The 15,333-nt window shown below is 60.4% G+C and carries 15 protein-coding genes; 6 read left to right on the top strand and 9 right to left on the bottom strand.

Annotated features, from left to right (window positions below):
- Positions 1-16 precede the first annotated feature (16 nt).
- The 5 genes from htpX to ACWXTG_RS11895 are packed head-to-tail and all read left to right on the top strand — an operon-like array spanning position 17 to position 6,082.
- The gene (gene htpX / locus ACWXTG_RS11915; RefSeq protein WP_480220018.1) at positions 17-856 is read left to right on the top strand and encodes a zinc metalloprotease HtpX; all 840 of its coding nucleotides are present in this window, start codon (positions 17-19) and stop codon (positions 854-856) included.
- 3 nt (positions 857-859) lie between these two features.
- Positions 860-2,137 (top strand): 16S rRNA (cytosine(967)-C(5))-methyltransferase RsmB, encoded by a 1,278-nt coding sequence (gene rsmB / locus ACWXTG_RS11910; RefSeq protein WP_480220017.1) that lies wholly within the window; start codon positions 860-862, stop codon positions 2,135-2,137.
- Positions 2,100-2,681, top strand: a complete 582-nt coding sequence (locus tag ACWXTG_RS11905) for a DUF4390 domain-containing protein (protein ID WP_309564103.1) — start codon at positions 2,100-2,102, stop codon at positions 2,679-2,681. The genes rsmB and ACWXTG_RS11905 overlap by 38 nt, the downstream gene beginning before the upstream one ends.
- A 6-nt stretch (positions 2,682-2,687) precedes the next feature.
- Positions 2,688-4,814 carry a sensor histidine kinase gene (locus ACWXTG_RS11900; protein ID WP_480220016.1) on the top strand — a complete coding sequence of 709 codons (2,127 nt, stop codon included), beginning with the start codon at positions 2,688-2,690 and terminating at the stop codon, positions 4,812-4,814.
- Positions 4,811-6,082, top strand: a complete 1,272-nt coding sequence (locus ACWXTG_RS11895) for a sigma-54-dependent transcriptional regulator (RefSeq protein WP_407994504.1) — start codon at positions 4,811-4,813, stop codon at positions 6,080-6,082. The genes ACWXTG_RS11900 and ACWXTG_RS11895 overlap by 4 nt, the downstream gene beginning before the upstream one ends.
- 1 nt (position 6,083) lies before the next feature.
- On the opposite strand, the gene ACWXTG_RS11890 is transcribed toward ACWXTG_RS11895, so the two are convergent.
- The 7 genes from ACWXTG_RS11890 to ACWXTG_RS11860 all read right to left on the bottom strand — a co-directional run bounded on the left by ACWXTG_RS11890 (position 6,084) and on the right by ACWXTG_RS11860 (position 12,648).
- The gene (locus ACWXTG_RS11890; protein WP_480220015.1) at positions 6,084-6,767 is read right to left on the bottom strand and encodes a YoaK family protein; all 684 of its coding nucleotides are present in this window, start codon (positions 6,765-6,767) and stop codon (positions 6,084-6,086) included.
- Between the two features lie 85 nt (positions 6,768-6,852).
- Positions 6,853-7,518: an aquaporin Z gene (gene aqpZ / locus ACWXTG_RS11885; protein ID WP_480221238.1), complete on the bottom strand. Its 666-nt coding sequence runs from the start codon at positions 7,516-7,518 to the stop codon at positions 6,853-6,855.
- A 160-nt stretch (positions 7,519-7,678) separates the two neighbouring features.
- Positions 7,679-7,987: an MliC family protein gene (locus ACWXTG_RS11880; protein WP_480220014.1), complete on the bottom strand. Its 309-nt coding sequence runs from the start codon at positions 7,985-7,987 to the stop codon at positions 7,679-7,681.
- A 129-nt stretch (positions 7,988-8,116) separates the two neighbouring features.
- Positions 8,117-9,460: an anti-phage deoxyguanosine triphosphatase gene (locus ACWXTG_RS11875; RefSeq protein WP_480220013.1), complete on the bottom strand. Its 1,344-nt coding sequence runs from the start codon at positions 9,458-9,460 to the stop codon at positions 8,117-8,119.
- A gap of 154 nt (positions 9,461-9,614) precedes the next feature.
- A complete protein-coding gene (locus ACWXTG_RS11870; protein ID WP_480220012.1) occupies positions 9,615-11,231 on the bottom strand; it encodes an AAA family ATPase in 1,617 nt (538 codons plus the stop codon).
- A gap of 179 nt (positions 11,232-11,410) precedes the next feature.
- Positions 11,411-12,100 (bottom strand): MgtC/SapB family protein, encoded by a 690-nt coding sequence (locus ACWXTG_RS11865; protein WP_309566940.1) that lies wholly within the window; start codon positions 12,098-12,100, stop codon positions 11,411-11,413.
- 137 nt (positions 12,101-12,237) lie between these two features.
- Complete coding sequence (locus ACWXTG_RS11860; protein WP_480220011.1) at positions 12,238-12,648, bottom strand: hypothetical protein; 411 nt, start codon at positions 12,646-12,648, stop codon at positions 12,238-12,240.
- Positions 12,649-12,826: 178 nt separating this feature from the next.
- Here ACWXTG_RS11860 and ACWXTG_RS11855 point away from each other — a divergent pair, with 178 nt between their 5' ends.
- The gene (locus ACWXTG_RS11855) at positions 12,827-13,714 is read left to right on the top strand and encodes an SDR family oxidoreductase (RefSeq protein ID WP_480220010.1); all 888 of its coding nucleotides are present in this window, start codon (positions 12,827-12,829) and stop codon (positions 13,712-13,714) included.
- A gap of 19 nt (positions 13,715-13,733) precedes the next feature.
- Here ACWXTG_RS11855 and ACWXTG_RS11850 read toward each other — a convergent pair whose 3' ends face one another.
- Positions 13,734-14,309 carry a nitroreductase family protein gene (locus ACWXTG_RS11850; RefSeq protein WP_480220009.1) on the bottom strand — a complete coding sequence of 192 codons (576 nt, stop codon included), beginning with the start codon at positions 14,307-14,309 and terminating at the stop codon, positions 13,734-13,736.
- A 190-nt stretch (positions 14,310-14,499) separates the two neighbouring features.
- Entirely contained in the window at positions 14,500-15,267 is a 768-nt protein-coding gene (gene xth / locus ACWXTG_RS11845) for an exodeoxyribonuclease III (RefSeq protein ID WP_407997643.1), read from the bottom strand.
- Between the last annotated feature and the right edge of the window lie 66 nt (positions 15,268-15,333).

The following is a 15,333-nucleotide window of genomic DNA, read 5'->3' as shown; positions in this document are numbered from 1 at the left end:
AATGGAGTGTTAAACAATGGTAGGAAACTGGCTAAAGACTTCCATCCTCATGGCGGGGATCGTCGTCCTGTTCGGCTCGGTGGGCGCAGCGCTGGGCGGCGCGAGCGGCATGATGATCGCCCTGCTGCTGGCAGGCGCCATGAATATCTATGCCTACTGGTTCTCCGACAAGGCCGTGCTCAAGATGTACAACGCGCGCGAGGTGGATGCCAATACGGCTCCCGAGTTCTACAACATGGTGCGCGAGCTGGCGCAAAATGCCGACCTGCCCATGCCCAAGGTCTACATCATCGACGAGAACCAGCCCAACGCCTTCGCGACTGGGCGTAATCCCGAAAACGCCGCGGTAGCGGCGACCACCGGCATCATGCGCATCCTCACCCAGCGCGAGCTGCGCGGCGTCATGGCGCACGAGCTTGCCCACGTCAAGCACCGCGATACGCTCATATCGACCATTTCCGCCACCATTGCCGGCGCCATTTCCTCGATTGCGCAATTCGGCATGCTGTTCGCACACGGCCGTGACCGCAATGTGCATCCGGCTGTCGCGCTGCTGATCATGATCGTGGCGCCGATCGCGGCCATGCTGATCCAGATGGCGATCTCGCGTGCGCGCGAGTTCGAGGCAGACCGTGCCGGCGCGGACATCTGCAACGACCCTACCGCGCTCGCCGCCGCATTGCAGAAGATACACAACTACGCGCACAAAATTCCGCTGGAAACTGCCGAGCAGCATCCCGAGACTGCGCAAATGATGATCATCAACCCGCTTTCGGCAGACGGCATCAAGGGCTTGTTCAGCACCCATCCGCAAACCGAGGAACGCATCAAGCGCCTCATGGCGATGGCTGCCTGACCCGTGCAGGTCTCGCAGCAGCTTGCCGCGCAAGCCGTCGGGCAAGTGCTTGATGGACGCAATCTATCCGTAGTGCTGGAAACGCTGTTCCAGCATCATCGCGACATCACCCCGCAACAACGTGCCGCCAGCCAAGACTTGGCCTACGGCACGTTGCGCTTCTACGCGCGGCTCGAGGCCTTGCTGCAGCAATTGCTGCAGCACCCGTTGAGCGAGGCCTTCATCCATCATTTGCTATTGGTCAGCCTGTACCAGCTTGCCTATGACAAGGCCGGCGCGCATACCGTGGTCAACCAGGCCGTGCTGGCCGCCGCAAAAACCAGGAAAACCTGGGCCAAGGGGCTGGTCAATGCCGTCCTGCGCAACTTCCTGCGCCAACGCGATACTCTGGAACAGCGGCTCGCCAACAACGAAGCCGCGCAATACTCCTATCCGCAATGGTGGATAAACAAGCTCCGGCAACAATACCCTGAACATTGGCAGTCCATGCTGGAAGCAGGCAACCAGCATCCGCCCATGACCTTGCGCGTGAACCGCCGCCATGGCGATGCGGCAGGCTACCTGGAAAGTTTGCAGGCAGCGGGTCTGGATGCCCGCGCGCTGGATGAACAGGCCATCATGCTGGAGCACGCCGTGCCAGTCGGCCGCCTGCCGGGTTTCGACGCAGGCCGGGCGTCGGTACAGGACTGGGGCGCCCAGTTTGCCGCGCTGGAACTGGATGTAGCCGACGGCATGCGGGTACTGGACGCCTGCTGCGCGCCTGGCGGCAAGACCGGCCATGTGCTTGAACTGGCGGATGTGCAGATGACTGCCATGGACAATGACGCCCAGCGCCTGCAGCGCGTCCGGCAGAACCTGGACCGCCTGGATCTGCCGGCCAACTTGGTGCAAGGCGATGCCGGCAATCCGGAGGCCTGGTGGGACGGCGTGCCGTACGACCGCATCCTGGCCGATGTGCCCTGTACCGCCTCGGGCATCGTGCGCAGACACGTGGATATCAAATGGCTGCGGCGGGAGCAGGACATTGCGGCATTCGCCGAACAGCAGCGCGTGATATTGCAGGGCTTGTGGCGGCTGCTGGCAAAGGGTGGTAAATTGCTTTACGCCACGTGCTCGGTATTCCACGAGGAGAACCAACAACAGATCTCGCGGTTTCTGCAAGTTCAGCCCGATGCGCGCCTGGTGCCCTGCAAGCACAGCACATTACAATTAAACCAAGGACAATTACTCCCCGGTACAGAACATGACGGCTTCTTTTACGCTTTACTGCAGAAAGTTTAGGCTGTTCCTTTTACTGCTGGCTTTTTTCAGCTATCAGGCCGTTGCCACCCAAAGCAGCCTGTCAATCGACTCCGCAGAGCTGGTCGCTTCCGAAGACGGCGCTTACCTTCTGGATGCGGATTTTGGCCTCGTCCTCAGCCCGGCGCTGGAAGAAGCCGTCAGCAAGGGCATGCCGTTGAACTTCCTTGTAGAGTTCCAGCTTGTTTCGCCCCGCCGCTACTGGTTCGACGATGAGATCGTCAGCCTGACCAGCAAGGTTTCCTTGAGTTACCATGCCTTGTCCCGCCAATATCTGGTCAACCGCGACGGCCACCAGCTCTCGTTCGCCAGCATCCAGGAAGCCAAGGAGGAAATTTCCCACCTGCGCAACTGGCAGGTGATTGACGGCGGCCTGCTGAAAAAGGGCGAGAATTACCAGGCCGGCCTGCGCATGCGCCTGGATCAATCCAAATTGCCGAAGGCGTTGCAGGTGGACACCCTTAGCTCGGAGGACTGGAACATGGCATCCGAGCGTTTCCGCTGGACGCCAGCGCTCAGCCAGTAAACCGACATGAAGTACATCGTCTTTATCAGCGCAGTCTTGGGGGCGGTACTGCTGTACCTGCTTTCCCACGCCAGTACCCGCAGCGCCTCCGCTGGCAATTACTACAACCTGCTGCTGGCCTTGAACCTGGCCCTGGCTGTCGCGTTGATTGTACTGATCGGCATCCAGCTCTGGCGGCTGTACCGCCAGATGCGCAGCAGCATCATGGGTAGCCGGCTGACCCTGCGCCTGATTGGCAGCTTTGCCCTGATGGCGATCATTCCCGGCGTCATCGTGTATGCCGTATCGGTCAATTTCCTCACGCGCTCGATCGAGTCATGGTTCAACGTCAAGGTGGAAGCGGCGCTCGAAGGCGGCCTTCGCCTGGGCCAGAGCGCGCTGGACATCATGCTCTCCGATCTCGAGGACAAGGCTGAAACCATGGCCTTGTCGCTGGCATTCCAGCCCAGCAACCTGCACCTAAGCGTGCTCAACGACCTGCGCGAGAAAAGCGGCGTCCGCGACGCCGTGCTCTTGACCGTGCAAGGCCGCATCCTGGCCTTCTCCAGCGGCGACCCGTCCAGCTTCCTGCCCGATCTGCCCAGCGTCCCGCAACTGCGGCAAGGACGGCAGCATGTCTACGGCGTCATTGAACCCATTCTCGGCAAGGGACTGTACCTGAGGGTCCTGGCTCCAGTGACCATGAACGACATGGCGGGCGAGACCCGCATACTGCAGTTGCTGCAACCGGTGCCCAAATCTCTGTCGGAAACGGCTGAGGCCGTGCAGGATGTCTATGAGGACTACCAGGAGCTTTCCTTCAGCCGCGAGTCGCTCAAGGAAGTGTTCGCGCTGACGCTGACCCTGGTATTGATGCTCGCCATGTTGTCCTCTATCGCATTTGCATTCTTGCTGAGCCGCCGGCTTTCCGCCCCGCTGGGCATCCTCGCCGAAGGCACGCGCGCCATTGCCCGCGGCGATTACGGTACGGTATTGCCCGCGCACGGCAAGGACGAACTCGGCATCCTCGTGCAATCCTTCAACAGCATGACCCGCCAGCTCAACGACGCCACCCAGGCCGCCGACCGCAACCGTGCCCGCCTGGAGGCCGCGCGCGGTTATCTCGAAACCATTCTCGCCCACCTTTCCTCCGGCGTGCTGGTGCTCGGCGAGCATGGGCAGCTACGCACGTTCAATTATGCCGCTTCCCACATTCTCGGCGTCCGGCTGACTGAGGAAACCCTCAACCAGCCGCTGGACCTGCTCGCCCACCAGCAAGAAACCCTGGCGAGTTTCGTCAACCGCATCCAGGTCTACTTCAAGGCCGACTCCGCCTCGGAATGGCAGGAGCAAATGGATATCAGCACCAGCCAGGGCAAGCAAGTATTGCTGGTCCGCGGCACACGGCTGCCCGATGGCCCGGATGGAGGCTTTGTCGTCGTATTCGACGACATCACGCAGATGGCGCAGGCCCAGCGCGACGCCGCCTGGGCGGAAGTGGCGCGCCGGCTGGCGCATGAAATCAAGAACCCGCTCACGCCGATCCAGCTTTCCGCCGAGCGTATCGAGCACAAGCTGGCGGCCAAGCTGAGCGAGACGGATGCGGAAATGCTGAGCCGGGCGACTGCCACCATCGTCAGCCAGGTCAACGCCATGAAGACCATGGTCAACGAATTCAGCGAATACGCTCGCCTGCCGGCCCTCAGCCTTGACACGGTAGACCTCAGGCAATTGATCCAAGACGTGCTGGCATTGTACGAGGCCGGCTCCATCCAGATCAAAGTGGATATCCCGCCGGAACTGCCCAAGGTGCACGGCGACGCGACCATGCTGCGCCAGGTCCTGCACAACTTGCTGCAGAACGCGCAGGACGCGTTGGAATACCATCCGCAGCCCGCAATCGTCATTTCATGCAGCCTGGCGGATGAGCGCGTCAAACTGTGCGTCAAGGACAACGGCGCAGGCTTCCCGCTGGAGATACTCTCCCATGCGTTCGAACCCTACATGACCACCAAGCGGCATGGAACCGGCCTCGGGCTCGCCATCGTCAAGAAGATCATCGAAGAACACAAAGGCAGTATCAAGGTGGAAAACCTGGAACCTGACGGTGCGATCGTCACCGTCGCCATACCAATAGCGGAGCGCAAGCAATGACGGCAAGGCAAGTGCTAGTCGTGGATGACGAAATCGGCATCCGCGAATTGTTAAGGGATATTTTGCAGGACGAAGGCTATCAGGTGCGCCTGGCCGAGAACGCGGCGGAAGCCCGCACCTGGCGCCAGCAGGCCCGGCCGGACCTGGTGCTTCTGGATATCTGGATGCCGGACTGCGACGGCATCACCCTGCTCAAGGAATGGGGCAACGGCGGCCTGCTGACCATGCCCGTCGTCATGATGTCCGGGCACGGCACCATCGACACTGCCGTCGAAGCCACCCGCATCGGCGCATTCGACTTCCTGGAAAAGCCCATCGCGCTGCAGAAGCTGCTCAAAACCGTCAATGCCGCGCTCAAGCATGGCGAGCAGCTGCCGCGCTCCGACATGAACCTGCTCAACCTCGGCAAAAGCCCGGTCATCTCGGAGTTGCGCCAGCGCCTGGAGCAAGTCGCCAACCTGCGATCCGCCTTGCTGCTGATCGGCGCCAAAGGCAGCGGCCTGGAACTCTGTGCCCGCTTCCTGCACCAGCCGGGCTCGCCGTGGCTGGAGCTCAACGAAACCGAACGCCTGGCCTCGGCGCCGCTGGAACTATTGGAACATGTCAGCGATGGCCTGATATTCATCCCGGAAGTCGCCGAGCTGAACAAGACCGAGCAGAAGGGCCTGCTGCTCCTGCTCTCCAAGGCGGAAAAATATGACGTGCGCGTGGTCTGCGGCACGGCGCGCGCCTTGCCGCAACTGGTACAGGAAGGCGCGTTCGACAGCACCCTGCTGCAAGCGCTTTCCATCGCCACGGTCAGCGTACCGGCGTTGGAGGACCATCGCGAGGACATCCCCGACCTGGCGCGCTCCATGGTCGCCCTGATGGTGGAAACCGGCGAGGCCGCCTACCGCGAGTTCGATATTGCGGCGCTCAACGCGCTGCGCAACGCGGACTGGCCGGGCAACCTCGCCCAACTGGACAGCGTGATCCGCAACCTGGTGCAAACCTCGCTGGGAGAGAAAATCACCCTGGCGGACGTCAACCGGGTGGTCGGGCAGTTTGCGCAAATGCACCAGGAGAACTCCGGCAACGCCGCTGCCACATCATTGGCCATCGACCTGGATCAACCGCTAAGGGAAGCACGCGACGCTTTCGAGCGCCTGTACTTCGAGCACCATATCGCCAAGGCAGGCGGCAACATGAGCAAGGTCGCGGAGAACGTGCAACTGGAACGCACCCACCTCTACCGCAAACTCAAGCAACTCGGGGTCAAAACCAAGTAGCTTACTGGCGTTGCGCTCGCGCATCGTAAAGACAGATGCCGAACGCCACAACCAGCATGAGTACCGGCAGCGTCAAGGCCAGGTTGTCCATGCTCAACGTGCAGATCCCGCCCAGCACGGCACCCAGCAGGAAGCAAAGGCACACCAGGCCAAATACGCGCGCCTCATGCAATGCAACCTGGTCCATCTTGTGCGTGATGCCCTTGAACAGGCTTTCTATGCTGCGCCGCAGGTTGCCCGTCGTCATTACCGAGTTATAAGGCGAACTGCCGATATGGGTAAAGCTGGAATTCTGCATGGCCGCCACCAGGGCGATCCCCGGCACCAGCCAGGCGTCAGGGAAGTCTGCAGGCAACTGGCTGCCTATTCCAAGCATCACGATCTCCAGGGCCAGGCATACCAAGGCCGGACTGACGATTATTTCCCTCACCTTGGGCAAGCGCAGGCAATTCACCAGAAACACCCCGGCGATGAATGCCAGCAACGGCGGCACATGGCGCAAAGCCTGAGCCCAGTCCTGGGCGGCCACCGCGATTCCCATGAGAACGATATTGCCGGTCATGGCATTGGCGAACACCTGGCCGTGGCCGACAAAGGTGAAGGCGTCGAGGAAACCGCCGGACAGCGTGAGCAAGGCGGCAACGCGCAGGGAATTGTCGGCAGGCAGGGATGCAGGAAGCGGCATTCCGCAAGGAAAACATAAAACCTGCGCGATCTGCAATGGCTGAGTATGCTTACCTCAGCCATTGCAGGTCAAGGAATAGCTGAAATCAGGCTTTTCCGCCTGCGACTGCGCGATACATCAAGGCGCCGATCACGCCGCCGACGATGGGCGCTACCCAGAACAGCCAGAGCTGGTCGATAGCCCAGTCGCCTGCATATACTGCCACGCCGGTGCTGCGGGCCGGATTCACGGAAGTATTGGTCACGGGGATGCTGACCAGGTGGATCAGGGTCAAGGTCAGGCCGATCGCAACCGGTGCCAGGAATGTTGGCGCACGCTGGTCGGTCGCCCCCATGATGATGAGCAGGAAGAACGCCGTCAGTACCACCTCGGCCACCAGTGCGGCCGTGAGTGCATACCCGCCCGGGGAATGCTCGCCGTAGCCGTTGGAGGCGAACCCTGCAGTGACATCGAACTCAGCCTGCCCGCTGGCAATGAGATAAAGCACGCCGCCAGCCGCAACCGCGCCAAAGACCTGCGCAATGATGTAAGGCAGCAACTGGCTGCCTTCAAAACGGCCGCCCGCCCACAGGCCAATCGATACTGCAGGGTTGAGATGGAACCCGGAAATATGGCCGATGGCAAAAGCCATAGTAAGCACGGTCAAGCCGAACGCGAGAGATACGCCATGCAGGCCGATGCCGACCTCGGGAAATGCCGCGGCCAATACGGCGCTGCCGCATCCTCCCAATACCAGCCAGAATGTTCCCAGGAATTCCGCACTATATCAATTCATTATCTGATCCTCCTTAAATAAGCTGTCATGGCCGCCCTCTCGATAAAAGAGTCCGCCAGCGCCAGTATAGGAGGTTTATTGCAGTGAAAATGGTGCCAAAACGTCAACAATTGTCAGTAATTGCGCAGTGTCAGCTCTAGGAATTGTGCTTGCACCGATCAAGGATATCGCCCGCGCTACCGTGGTCATCGGCAAACAAGGTGGCTTCATCGCCCTTGCTCCACCATTCGAGCGCGGCATTGCGGTAACGTGCCCCGCTCGCGGAGATAGCCTGCTCCAGCGTGTGGGTTTCCCCCTGGTATTGCAGCACGGCTGTATCCTGCTCATACGTCACCTGCGCCACACCGCCGCTTTCGCACTGATAAAGCCAAACTTCAGGCTTGCGGCCGGAATGGCAGGCGCCCAGCGACAAACAGCACCACAGCATCAAGGAAGCACGCATCATCTTGAACCCTCCTTTACACGTCTTATCAGATTTTGCCTTCAGTCGAAAAACAAGACAGGTCGCCGAAGACGGTGCCGATGCACGGCAAAGCGGCCCAACGCCGTTATACGTTTGTAGCCAAAGGGGCCATTACAACCGGTCGAACACCGAGCCTATATCCGGGCTGAACAGGCGGTTGTACAAGCGGGTGGCATAGACATCGGTCATACTGGCGATATAGTCGCAGATCACCCGCCGGGGTTCCGCGTCATGACGCAGCTGCGCCAAATGGGCAGCCGGCAACAGGCGCTCGGGGTTTTCCAGCAACGTGGAAAACAGGCGCACGATCATCTGCTGCCCCTTGAACTCCAGGGCCTGGATTTGCGGCCGGCGGATGACTTCATCGAAGACGAATTTCTTGAGGATATCGAGCAATGCGCGGGCCTCCGGCTGCATTTCCGCCTGCAGCCGCAGCAACAGGGAAACAAAGCCTGTTTGCTCGCTGATCGTAATGTTGCCGATAAAATAGCCAACCAGCTTGCTGACCGCATGCTTGCGGTCGCGGTCGCTGCCGGAGAACAGCTTGCTGTTGTAGAAATCGGCTTGTTCATACAAAGGGCAGCCGGGCAACGCTTGCGCCTGCGTCATCACCAGCGCCTTCCATTGCCTTTCGGTGACCAGTTCCAGCGCCAGCGCGTCTTCCAGGTCGTGCACGCCATAGGCGATGTCGTCCGCGAGCTCCATGATCGACGTGTCGAAGCCCTTGTACAGCGACTTGGCATGCTTGCCTTCCACCGGCCGGGTTTCGCGGAACCGGGCGCGGTCCGCCTCGGGCAGCGGCGTGAGTATCCAGTCCAGGATATCCGCCTCTTCATCGTGGATGCACTTGGGCGGCCTGGCATACTCGATGTTGGAAGAAGCGCCTTGCGCCGCCGAGCCATAATTCGCCGCCTCGCTGTGCAGCACCGGGTATTTCAGCAAGCCGAGCATGGTGCGTCGCGTCAGGTCCAGCCCGTGCTCGGGCGAGTACTCGCCCAGCCTGCCGATAATGCGCAGGGTCTGCCCGTTGCCCTCGAAGCCGCCGTACCCATGCATGAAGGCGTTCAAGGCCACTTCGCCGCCATGCCCGAACGGCGGATGCCCAAGATCGTGGCCCAGGCAAATGGCCTCGATCAGGCTCAGGGAAGGAATCCAGGTGCTGTATTCCGCATTGCCTTTGTATTGCTGGCGCAATTGCTCGCATATGCCTGAGCCTATTTGCGCGACCTCGAGGGAGTGCGTCAACCGCGTGCGGTAGAAATCGCTGTCGCCTATGCTGAAAATCTGCGTCTTGGATTGCAGCCGGCGAAACGAAGCCGAATGGATGATGCGCGCGCGGTCGCGCTGGTATTCCCCGTCGACCTCATCCGAGTTGAAAGGCTGCCCGGTATAGCCCGCGGCATAACGCCTCCGGTCTACCCAGTCCTCCATGGTCTTGTCTTGGTTATTCTGCATGGCGTGATATTGCCATGAAAGCGCTACGGAACGACACCCGGCCGGCAAGTTTTATACGGTTTTGCCTACAAACGTGGCGCAAGACGGGTTGCCGCAGACAGTGTTGATGCATGGCACGGGGCGCACGCAGAGATACCTTGAAGGCAAAACCGTATCAATGGCTGGCAGTTCGCACCGCGCGGAACATCGCGCATTGGCGGAAGATTTCCATACTCAGGGGCACATCGCGCTTTTTCGCCAGCCGCAGCGCGAGGCGCAGCAGCATCTTGATGTCGCGCGGCGCGATGCCGGGAAAACTGGCCACCAGTTCCGCAATCAGGGCTTCGTCCATCTCCGCCTGATACTGCGCTGCCATCACGCGCCAGATGGCAGCGCTATCCTCGGGGCCGGGCACGGCATAGTCGATGATCGCGGCGCAGCGTGAAATGATGGCATCGTCGATGTCGTCCGGCCGGTTGGTGGTCATGAATAGCAGGCCGTCGAAATACTCCAGCGTGCGCAAAAACTCGGCCACGATGGCGTTCTGCTCGATATTGGAAGCGCGCTGCATGACGAAGATGTCGGCCTCGTCCAGCAGCAGCACGCAATGCCAGCGCCTGGCCTGCATGAATATCTTCTGCAGGTTCTTGTTGATCTGCTCCGGCGCCGTGCCCAGGTTGCCGGAATGGATGGCATACAGCGGCCGCTCTATCAATTCGGCATACACTTCAGCCGTGAGGGTCTTGCCCACTCCTGCCCGCCCCTTGCACAGGATGACGTTGCCCGCACTCTTGCCCTCGATCAGGTCGTCCACCAGCACGTCGACATCCGTGGTAAGCACGTCCAGCAGTTCGCGGTGGCTTTGCGGCAGCACCAGCTTGTGCCGCAGGCTCTTGTCATAGACATAAGGCTGCAGATTGTCGCTGTGCGCCCAGAGGAACTCATGGGTCTTGAGGTCGAACACGCGCGTCAGCGGGTGCTCGGGCATGACGGCATGGCCATGCGCGCTACCCAGTACGTCGGTGATCTCGGATTCGGCATGGTGGGTGAACGCGGCGTAGTCGCCGGCTTCCAGGTCGTGGATAACCCGGTGCCCGTCGAGCAGCTGGCCGCGGCGGCGGTAATTGTTCTCCTCGTAGCAATAGGCTGCGCCGCTCAGGCGGAACTGCCGCGCGAACGCATGCTGGATGACCTCGCGGTGCCGGGCCAGGGCAGCCGTATGCGCGGCCTTCATTTCCGGCGTTTCGTGGTACAGGCCCCGCGCCGCGAGCACGTCGCCGATCCGGTGCCCGAGGACATCCTGGGGCAGGAAGGCATGCGCCATCACCTGCGGGCCGTATTTGGCCTTGTAGCTGTCCTCGTTGGAATAACCGTAGGCCTGCGTATGCAGCATCACCGAAGGGCTGGAGCGGCCGGGAATGCCCGGCGTGACGCTGATCCGGGTCAGCAGCTCGGGGTAAAGCCGGCCGTCGTCCCCGGCGGCATATAGCCAGCCGTCGACCAGGCCCTGACGGAAGAACGCAAGCAACTGGGCAGGAAAAGCCTCGAAATCCTCGACCGCTCCTGCGGCCTGTCCGTCCATCGCCGCAAGCAGGGAACCCGCAACCAGCGCGGTAGCGGTTTCGCCCAGCGCGCGGGCAGCGTCCACGATATCCTGCAAGACCTGCCGGTCGAGCATGGAGGTATTGATGCTGTAAAAGCGGGGGCTGTCAGCAGCAGCCTGGGCGCGGTATTCGCGCAGCAATTCGCTTTTCGTGGCATGTAACAGCTGGGCGCTTATGGTCAATGGCATCGCTTGATTCTTGTACCGTCGGTATACAGGGCAAACCGCATATTGCCATGAAATCGCAAGACGCCACAGACTGCACAGCTAAGAGCCGCTAACAAACCCTGTCATTGTTCCTCCGCCTTGCCGTATTGCCTGCGGCAGAGCGCCTAGTCAGCACCGTTCGCTGAGTTCCGCTAGCGGCTCTAATCCCGCGTCGGGGCGATGCGGAAAGTGCGGACGATTTCCATTTCTTGCAGCGCATGCGCCAGCACGGAAATATTGTCCTGGTCCAAAGTGCGCAGGATCATGCTGTATTCCAGCAGTTTGCCGTCATGCGAGATGGCGTAGCTCATATTGGCGATGGTGAAGCCCTTGTCCGTGATGAACTGCCTCAGTTCGCTTTCCGGCATCGGGTTATAACGGTCGAACGATATCTGGTAATGCGCATAATAGTGGGACGGCAGGCGCACCTCTATCCAGCGGAACAGGGAAAGCGTGCCCAGCGTCATCAAGGTGGCCAGGACGGCGGGGAAGTAAAAGCCGATGCCGAACATGATGCCGATCGCCGCCGTGATCCAGATCGAGGCCGCCGTGGTCAGGCCGCGCACGGTGAAGCCCTCCTTGAAGATGACCCCGGCGCCGAGGAAACCGATGCCGGTCATGATGCCTTGCGCCATGCGGGAAGGATCCGCCTTGATCGTATCCTCCGGCACGCCGGGCAGCAGTTGCCACTGATACAGCGTCAGCAGCATGAGCAGACTGGAGGACAGGCAAACCAGCGTATGCGTGCGGAAACCGGCGGGACGGCCATGGAAGCTGCGCTCCAGGCCGATGATGCCGCCGGCCGCGATGGCGCTCACAAGATGGATGGTAATCAGGAAATAATCATGCATGCGCAACCTCGCCAGATGTGCCCGCTGTCATCAGGATAAAGCGGCCATGATAAAGGAAAGACCGCACTGATGTACCGTGCGCGGCTTTTTAAGGATAACAGCCCCAACGGGCTTGCGAGCGACCAGGACTCGGAACGCTAGAACGGAGGCTGTTCCAAACGCCAACCATGGCGGGAATAGACATCCATCAATGCCTGCCCGTTATCGTTGTAATGAATCTCGGTGCCCGCCGGCACGGCGAGCGTTTCCAGCAATGTACGCAATATGGGACGCACCATGCCAATATCACGCGTCGTGATATCGACACGCTGGTGCACCACGTGCTGTGAACCGTCCTGCTCCGCATCGCTGAACGACTGCCCCCAGCCTATCACTGTGCCTGCCTCGGCTTCCAGCAGCAGCCGGGCAAGCTCGTTTTCCCGCTGGTGGAAAGGGTCCTGCCGCGCATGGGGCTTGACCGGGATCTTGACGTAGACAAACAAGCTCTGCGGACTCTGGTTGAATAAGGTTTCCCGTTTTGCCTCGCCTTGGTGGCTTGTGATGCTCATATCAGTCGCCTTTTTTGTCATGTGGGTTTTTAACGGTTATCCCATTAACCACGTTGACATCATGGCGTCACAAGGCTGTGCTCGAAACGGACTCCTACACGCGATTGCGGCTTGCACCGATACGCACTCTTGCACCGCAGCGTAGCATGAAGCGGTCTATCCGGATAGGAGCATCATCATGTCCAAACACAAGCCATTGCAAGAGCAAGTCATTGTCGTCACCGGCGCTTCCAGCGGCATCGGCCTTTGCACCGCCATCATGGCGTCCGCGCTTGGCGCGACCGTGGTTCTGGTCGCCCGTAGCGAGGATACTTTGACGCAACTCGCGCAAGAGATCAATGCCAGCGGCGGCGAGGCGCTCTGTGTTGCAGCCGACGTCTCGGAGCGGTCTGAAGTCAACAAGGTGGTAGACCAGGTGCTGGCCCGTTACGGTCGCATCGACACCTGGATCAACGATGCGGGCGTTTCCATTTACGGACGTCTGGATGAAGTTGAAGAGGAAGACAGCCGGCGCCTGTTCGACATCAACTTCTGGGGGGTGGTGAACGGCTCGCTCGCAGCGTTGCCGCACCTGCGCCATAGCGGCGGCGTGCTGATCAATGTCGGCAGCGAAGTGTCGGAGAGCATGATACCGCTGCAAGGCATGTATACCGCCTCCAAGCACGCCGTGAAAGGATTTACCGACGCCTTACGCGTAGAAACCGAGGACGTGGACGAGAGCCCGGTCTCCATCACCTTGATAGAGCCTACCGCAGTCGACACGCCTTATCCTGAACATGCAAAAAACTACATGTCGCGCGAGCCCAAACTGCCGGACCCCATGATAGACCCGCAACTGGTCGCAGAAGCCATCCTGCATGCGGCGCAGGAAGGCGGGCGCAATATCAGGGTGGGGCTGATGGCGAGCCTCAATATCTCGTTAAGCAAACTCATGCCGGCATTGGCGGAAAAGCTTTCCGCGCGCCTGGTAGATAAGCAGCAGCACGTCCGTCCGCCGCAAAATCCGCAGGGCACCTTGTATAAAGCAGGCGGAAGCGGCCATATCCACGGCACCACAAGGCATTAGACGAGGTGGCTTGAAAGCTTCAGGCACGCCAGCGCTGGGCGTACTCCTGCCATGGCGTACGGGCTGCATTGGGCTTCGTTACACTGGCAGGGGTGCCCAGGTTCAACAGGCCGATGATCCGGTCTTGCGCCCCGAACCCCATGACCTTGTGCAGCAATGCCGCCAGCGGCTCAGGGGTGCTGCTCCAGAAGCCGCTGTAGCCCAGCAGATGGGCGGCATTAAGCATACTCATGACTGCAGCCCCGGCTGCCAGCAATTGTTCAAACTCCGGCGCCTTGGGATGCGGCGTGATACGTGCGGCGAGCACGATCACAACCGGCGCCGTCGTCAGCTTCAGGGCGTATTTTCCCTGCAACGCCTGCACCTGATCGGTTTGCGCATCCGGGTGTTGCAATACCCGATGCAGCAGCGCCTGCCTGTCTTCCCCTTGCACCGCCTTGAAATGCCAGGGACGCAAGCCGGCATGGTCAGGCGCGACGGCTGCCGCCTGCAGGATGGCCTCCAGTTCTGCCGGCGCAGGCGCCGGTTCGCTCAACGGCCAGGCAGAACGGCGGGACAGGAGGGTTGCTAAAGTTTGGTCATGTATGGAATTCATGCTTTCCTCAAAATGCACAACATCTGGATCAGGCCAGTAAATTAAGCTCGCTACATACTGCAGTACGGCCTGTTTTACCGAGCCCTCAGATAATTGAATATCGAAATTCTCCTTTTTCAGCCACGCCCGGATATGCTGTCCAAATTCCGTCTGCAGCGGCTCTCCCTTTTTCTACCTTGCCTGCATGCCTTCAGCATGCGAGCTGCAGCACCACCGGCGTATGGTCGGATGGCCGCTCCAGCTTGCGCGGCCCCTTGTCTATCCAGCAACGCATGCAGTCGCTCTTGAGCGCATCGCTGATCAGGATATGGTCGATGCGCAGCCCGAGGTTGCGGCGGAAGCCTGCCATGCGGTAATCCCACCAGCTGAAGCTGGCCGGCTCCTGCTCGAACAGGCGGAAACCGTCATGCAGGCCCAATGCTGCTATGGCACGGAACGCCGCGCGCTCAGGCTCGCTCACCAGCACCTGGCCCACCCATGCCGCCGGGTCATGCACGTCGAGGTCTTCCGGGGCGATGTTGTAGTCGCCCAGCAAGGCCAGCTTGGGGTGAGCCGCGAGCTCGGCCTTGAGATAAGTCGTGAGCGCTTCCAGCCATCCCAGCTTGTATTGGTATTTGTCGGAATCGAGGCTCTGCCCGTTTGGGATGTAAGCGCATACTATTCTGATGCCGTTGATGGTGGCGGTCAACAGCCGCTTCTGCTCGTCATTCAATCCCGGGATGCCGAACGTGACGTCCTCGATCGCATGCGGGCTCAGGATCGCCACGCCGTTATAGGTTTTCTGGCCGCTATGCACGGCGTTATAGCCTGCTTCTTTCAACGCGTCATAGGGAAACTTGCTGTCCTCCTGCTTGGTTTCCTGCAGGCAGAGCACATCCGGCTTTTCAGCGGCAATCCAATCCAGCACGTGCGGCAGGCGGACGTTGAGGGAGTTGACGTTCCAGGTGGCGAGTTTCATAAAGCAATGTGTCGGGGAAATTGGTCAATCCTCGAGTGTATCACTGCTGGCGGATTATCTCGCGAC

This window comes from Methylobacillus sp. DLP286 (genome assembly GCF_056636515.1).
The sequence above is the reverse complement of the archived record's forward strand: the minus strand, read 5'-3'. Positions and strand labels throughout refer to the sequence as shown.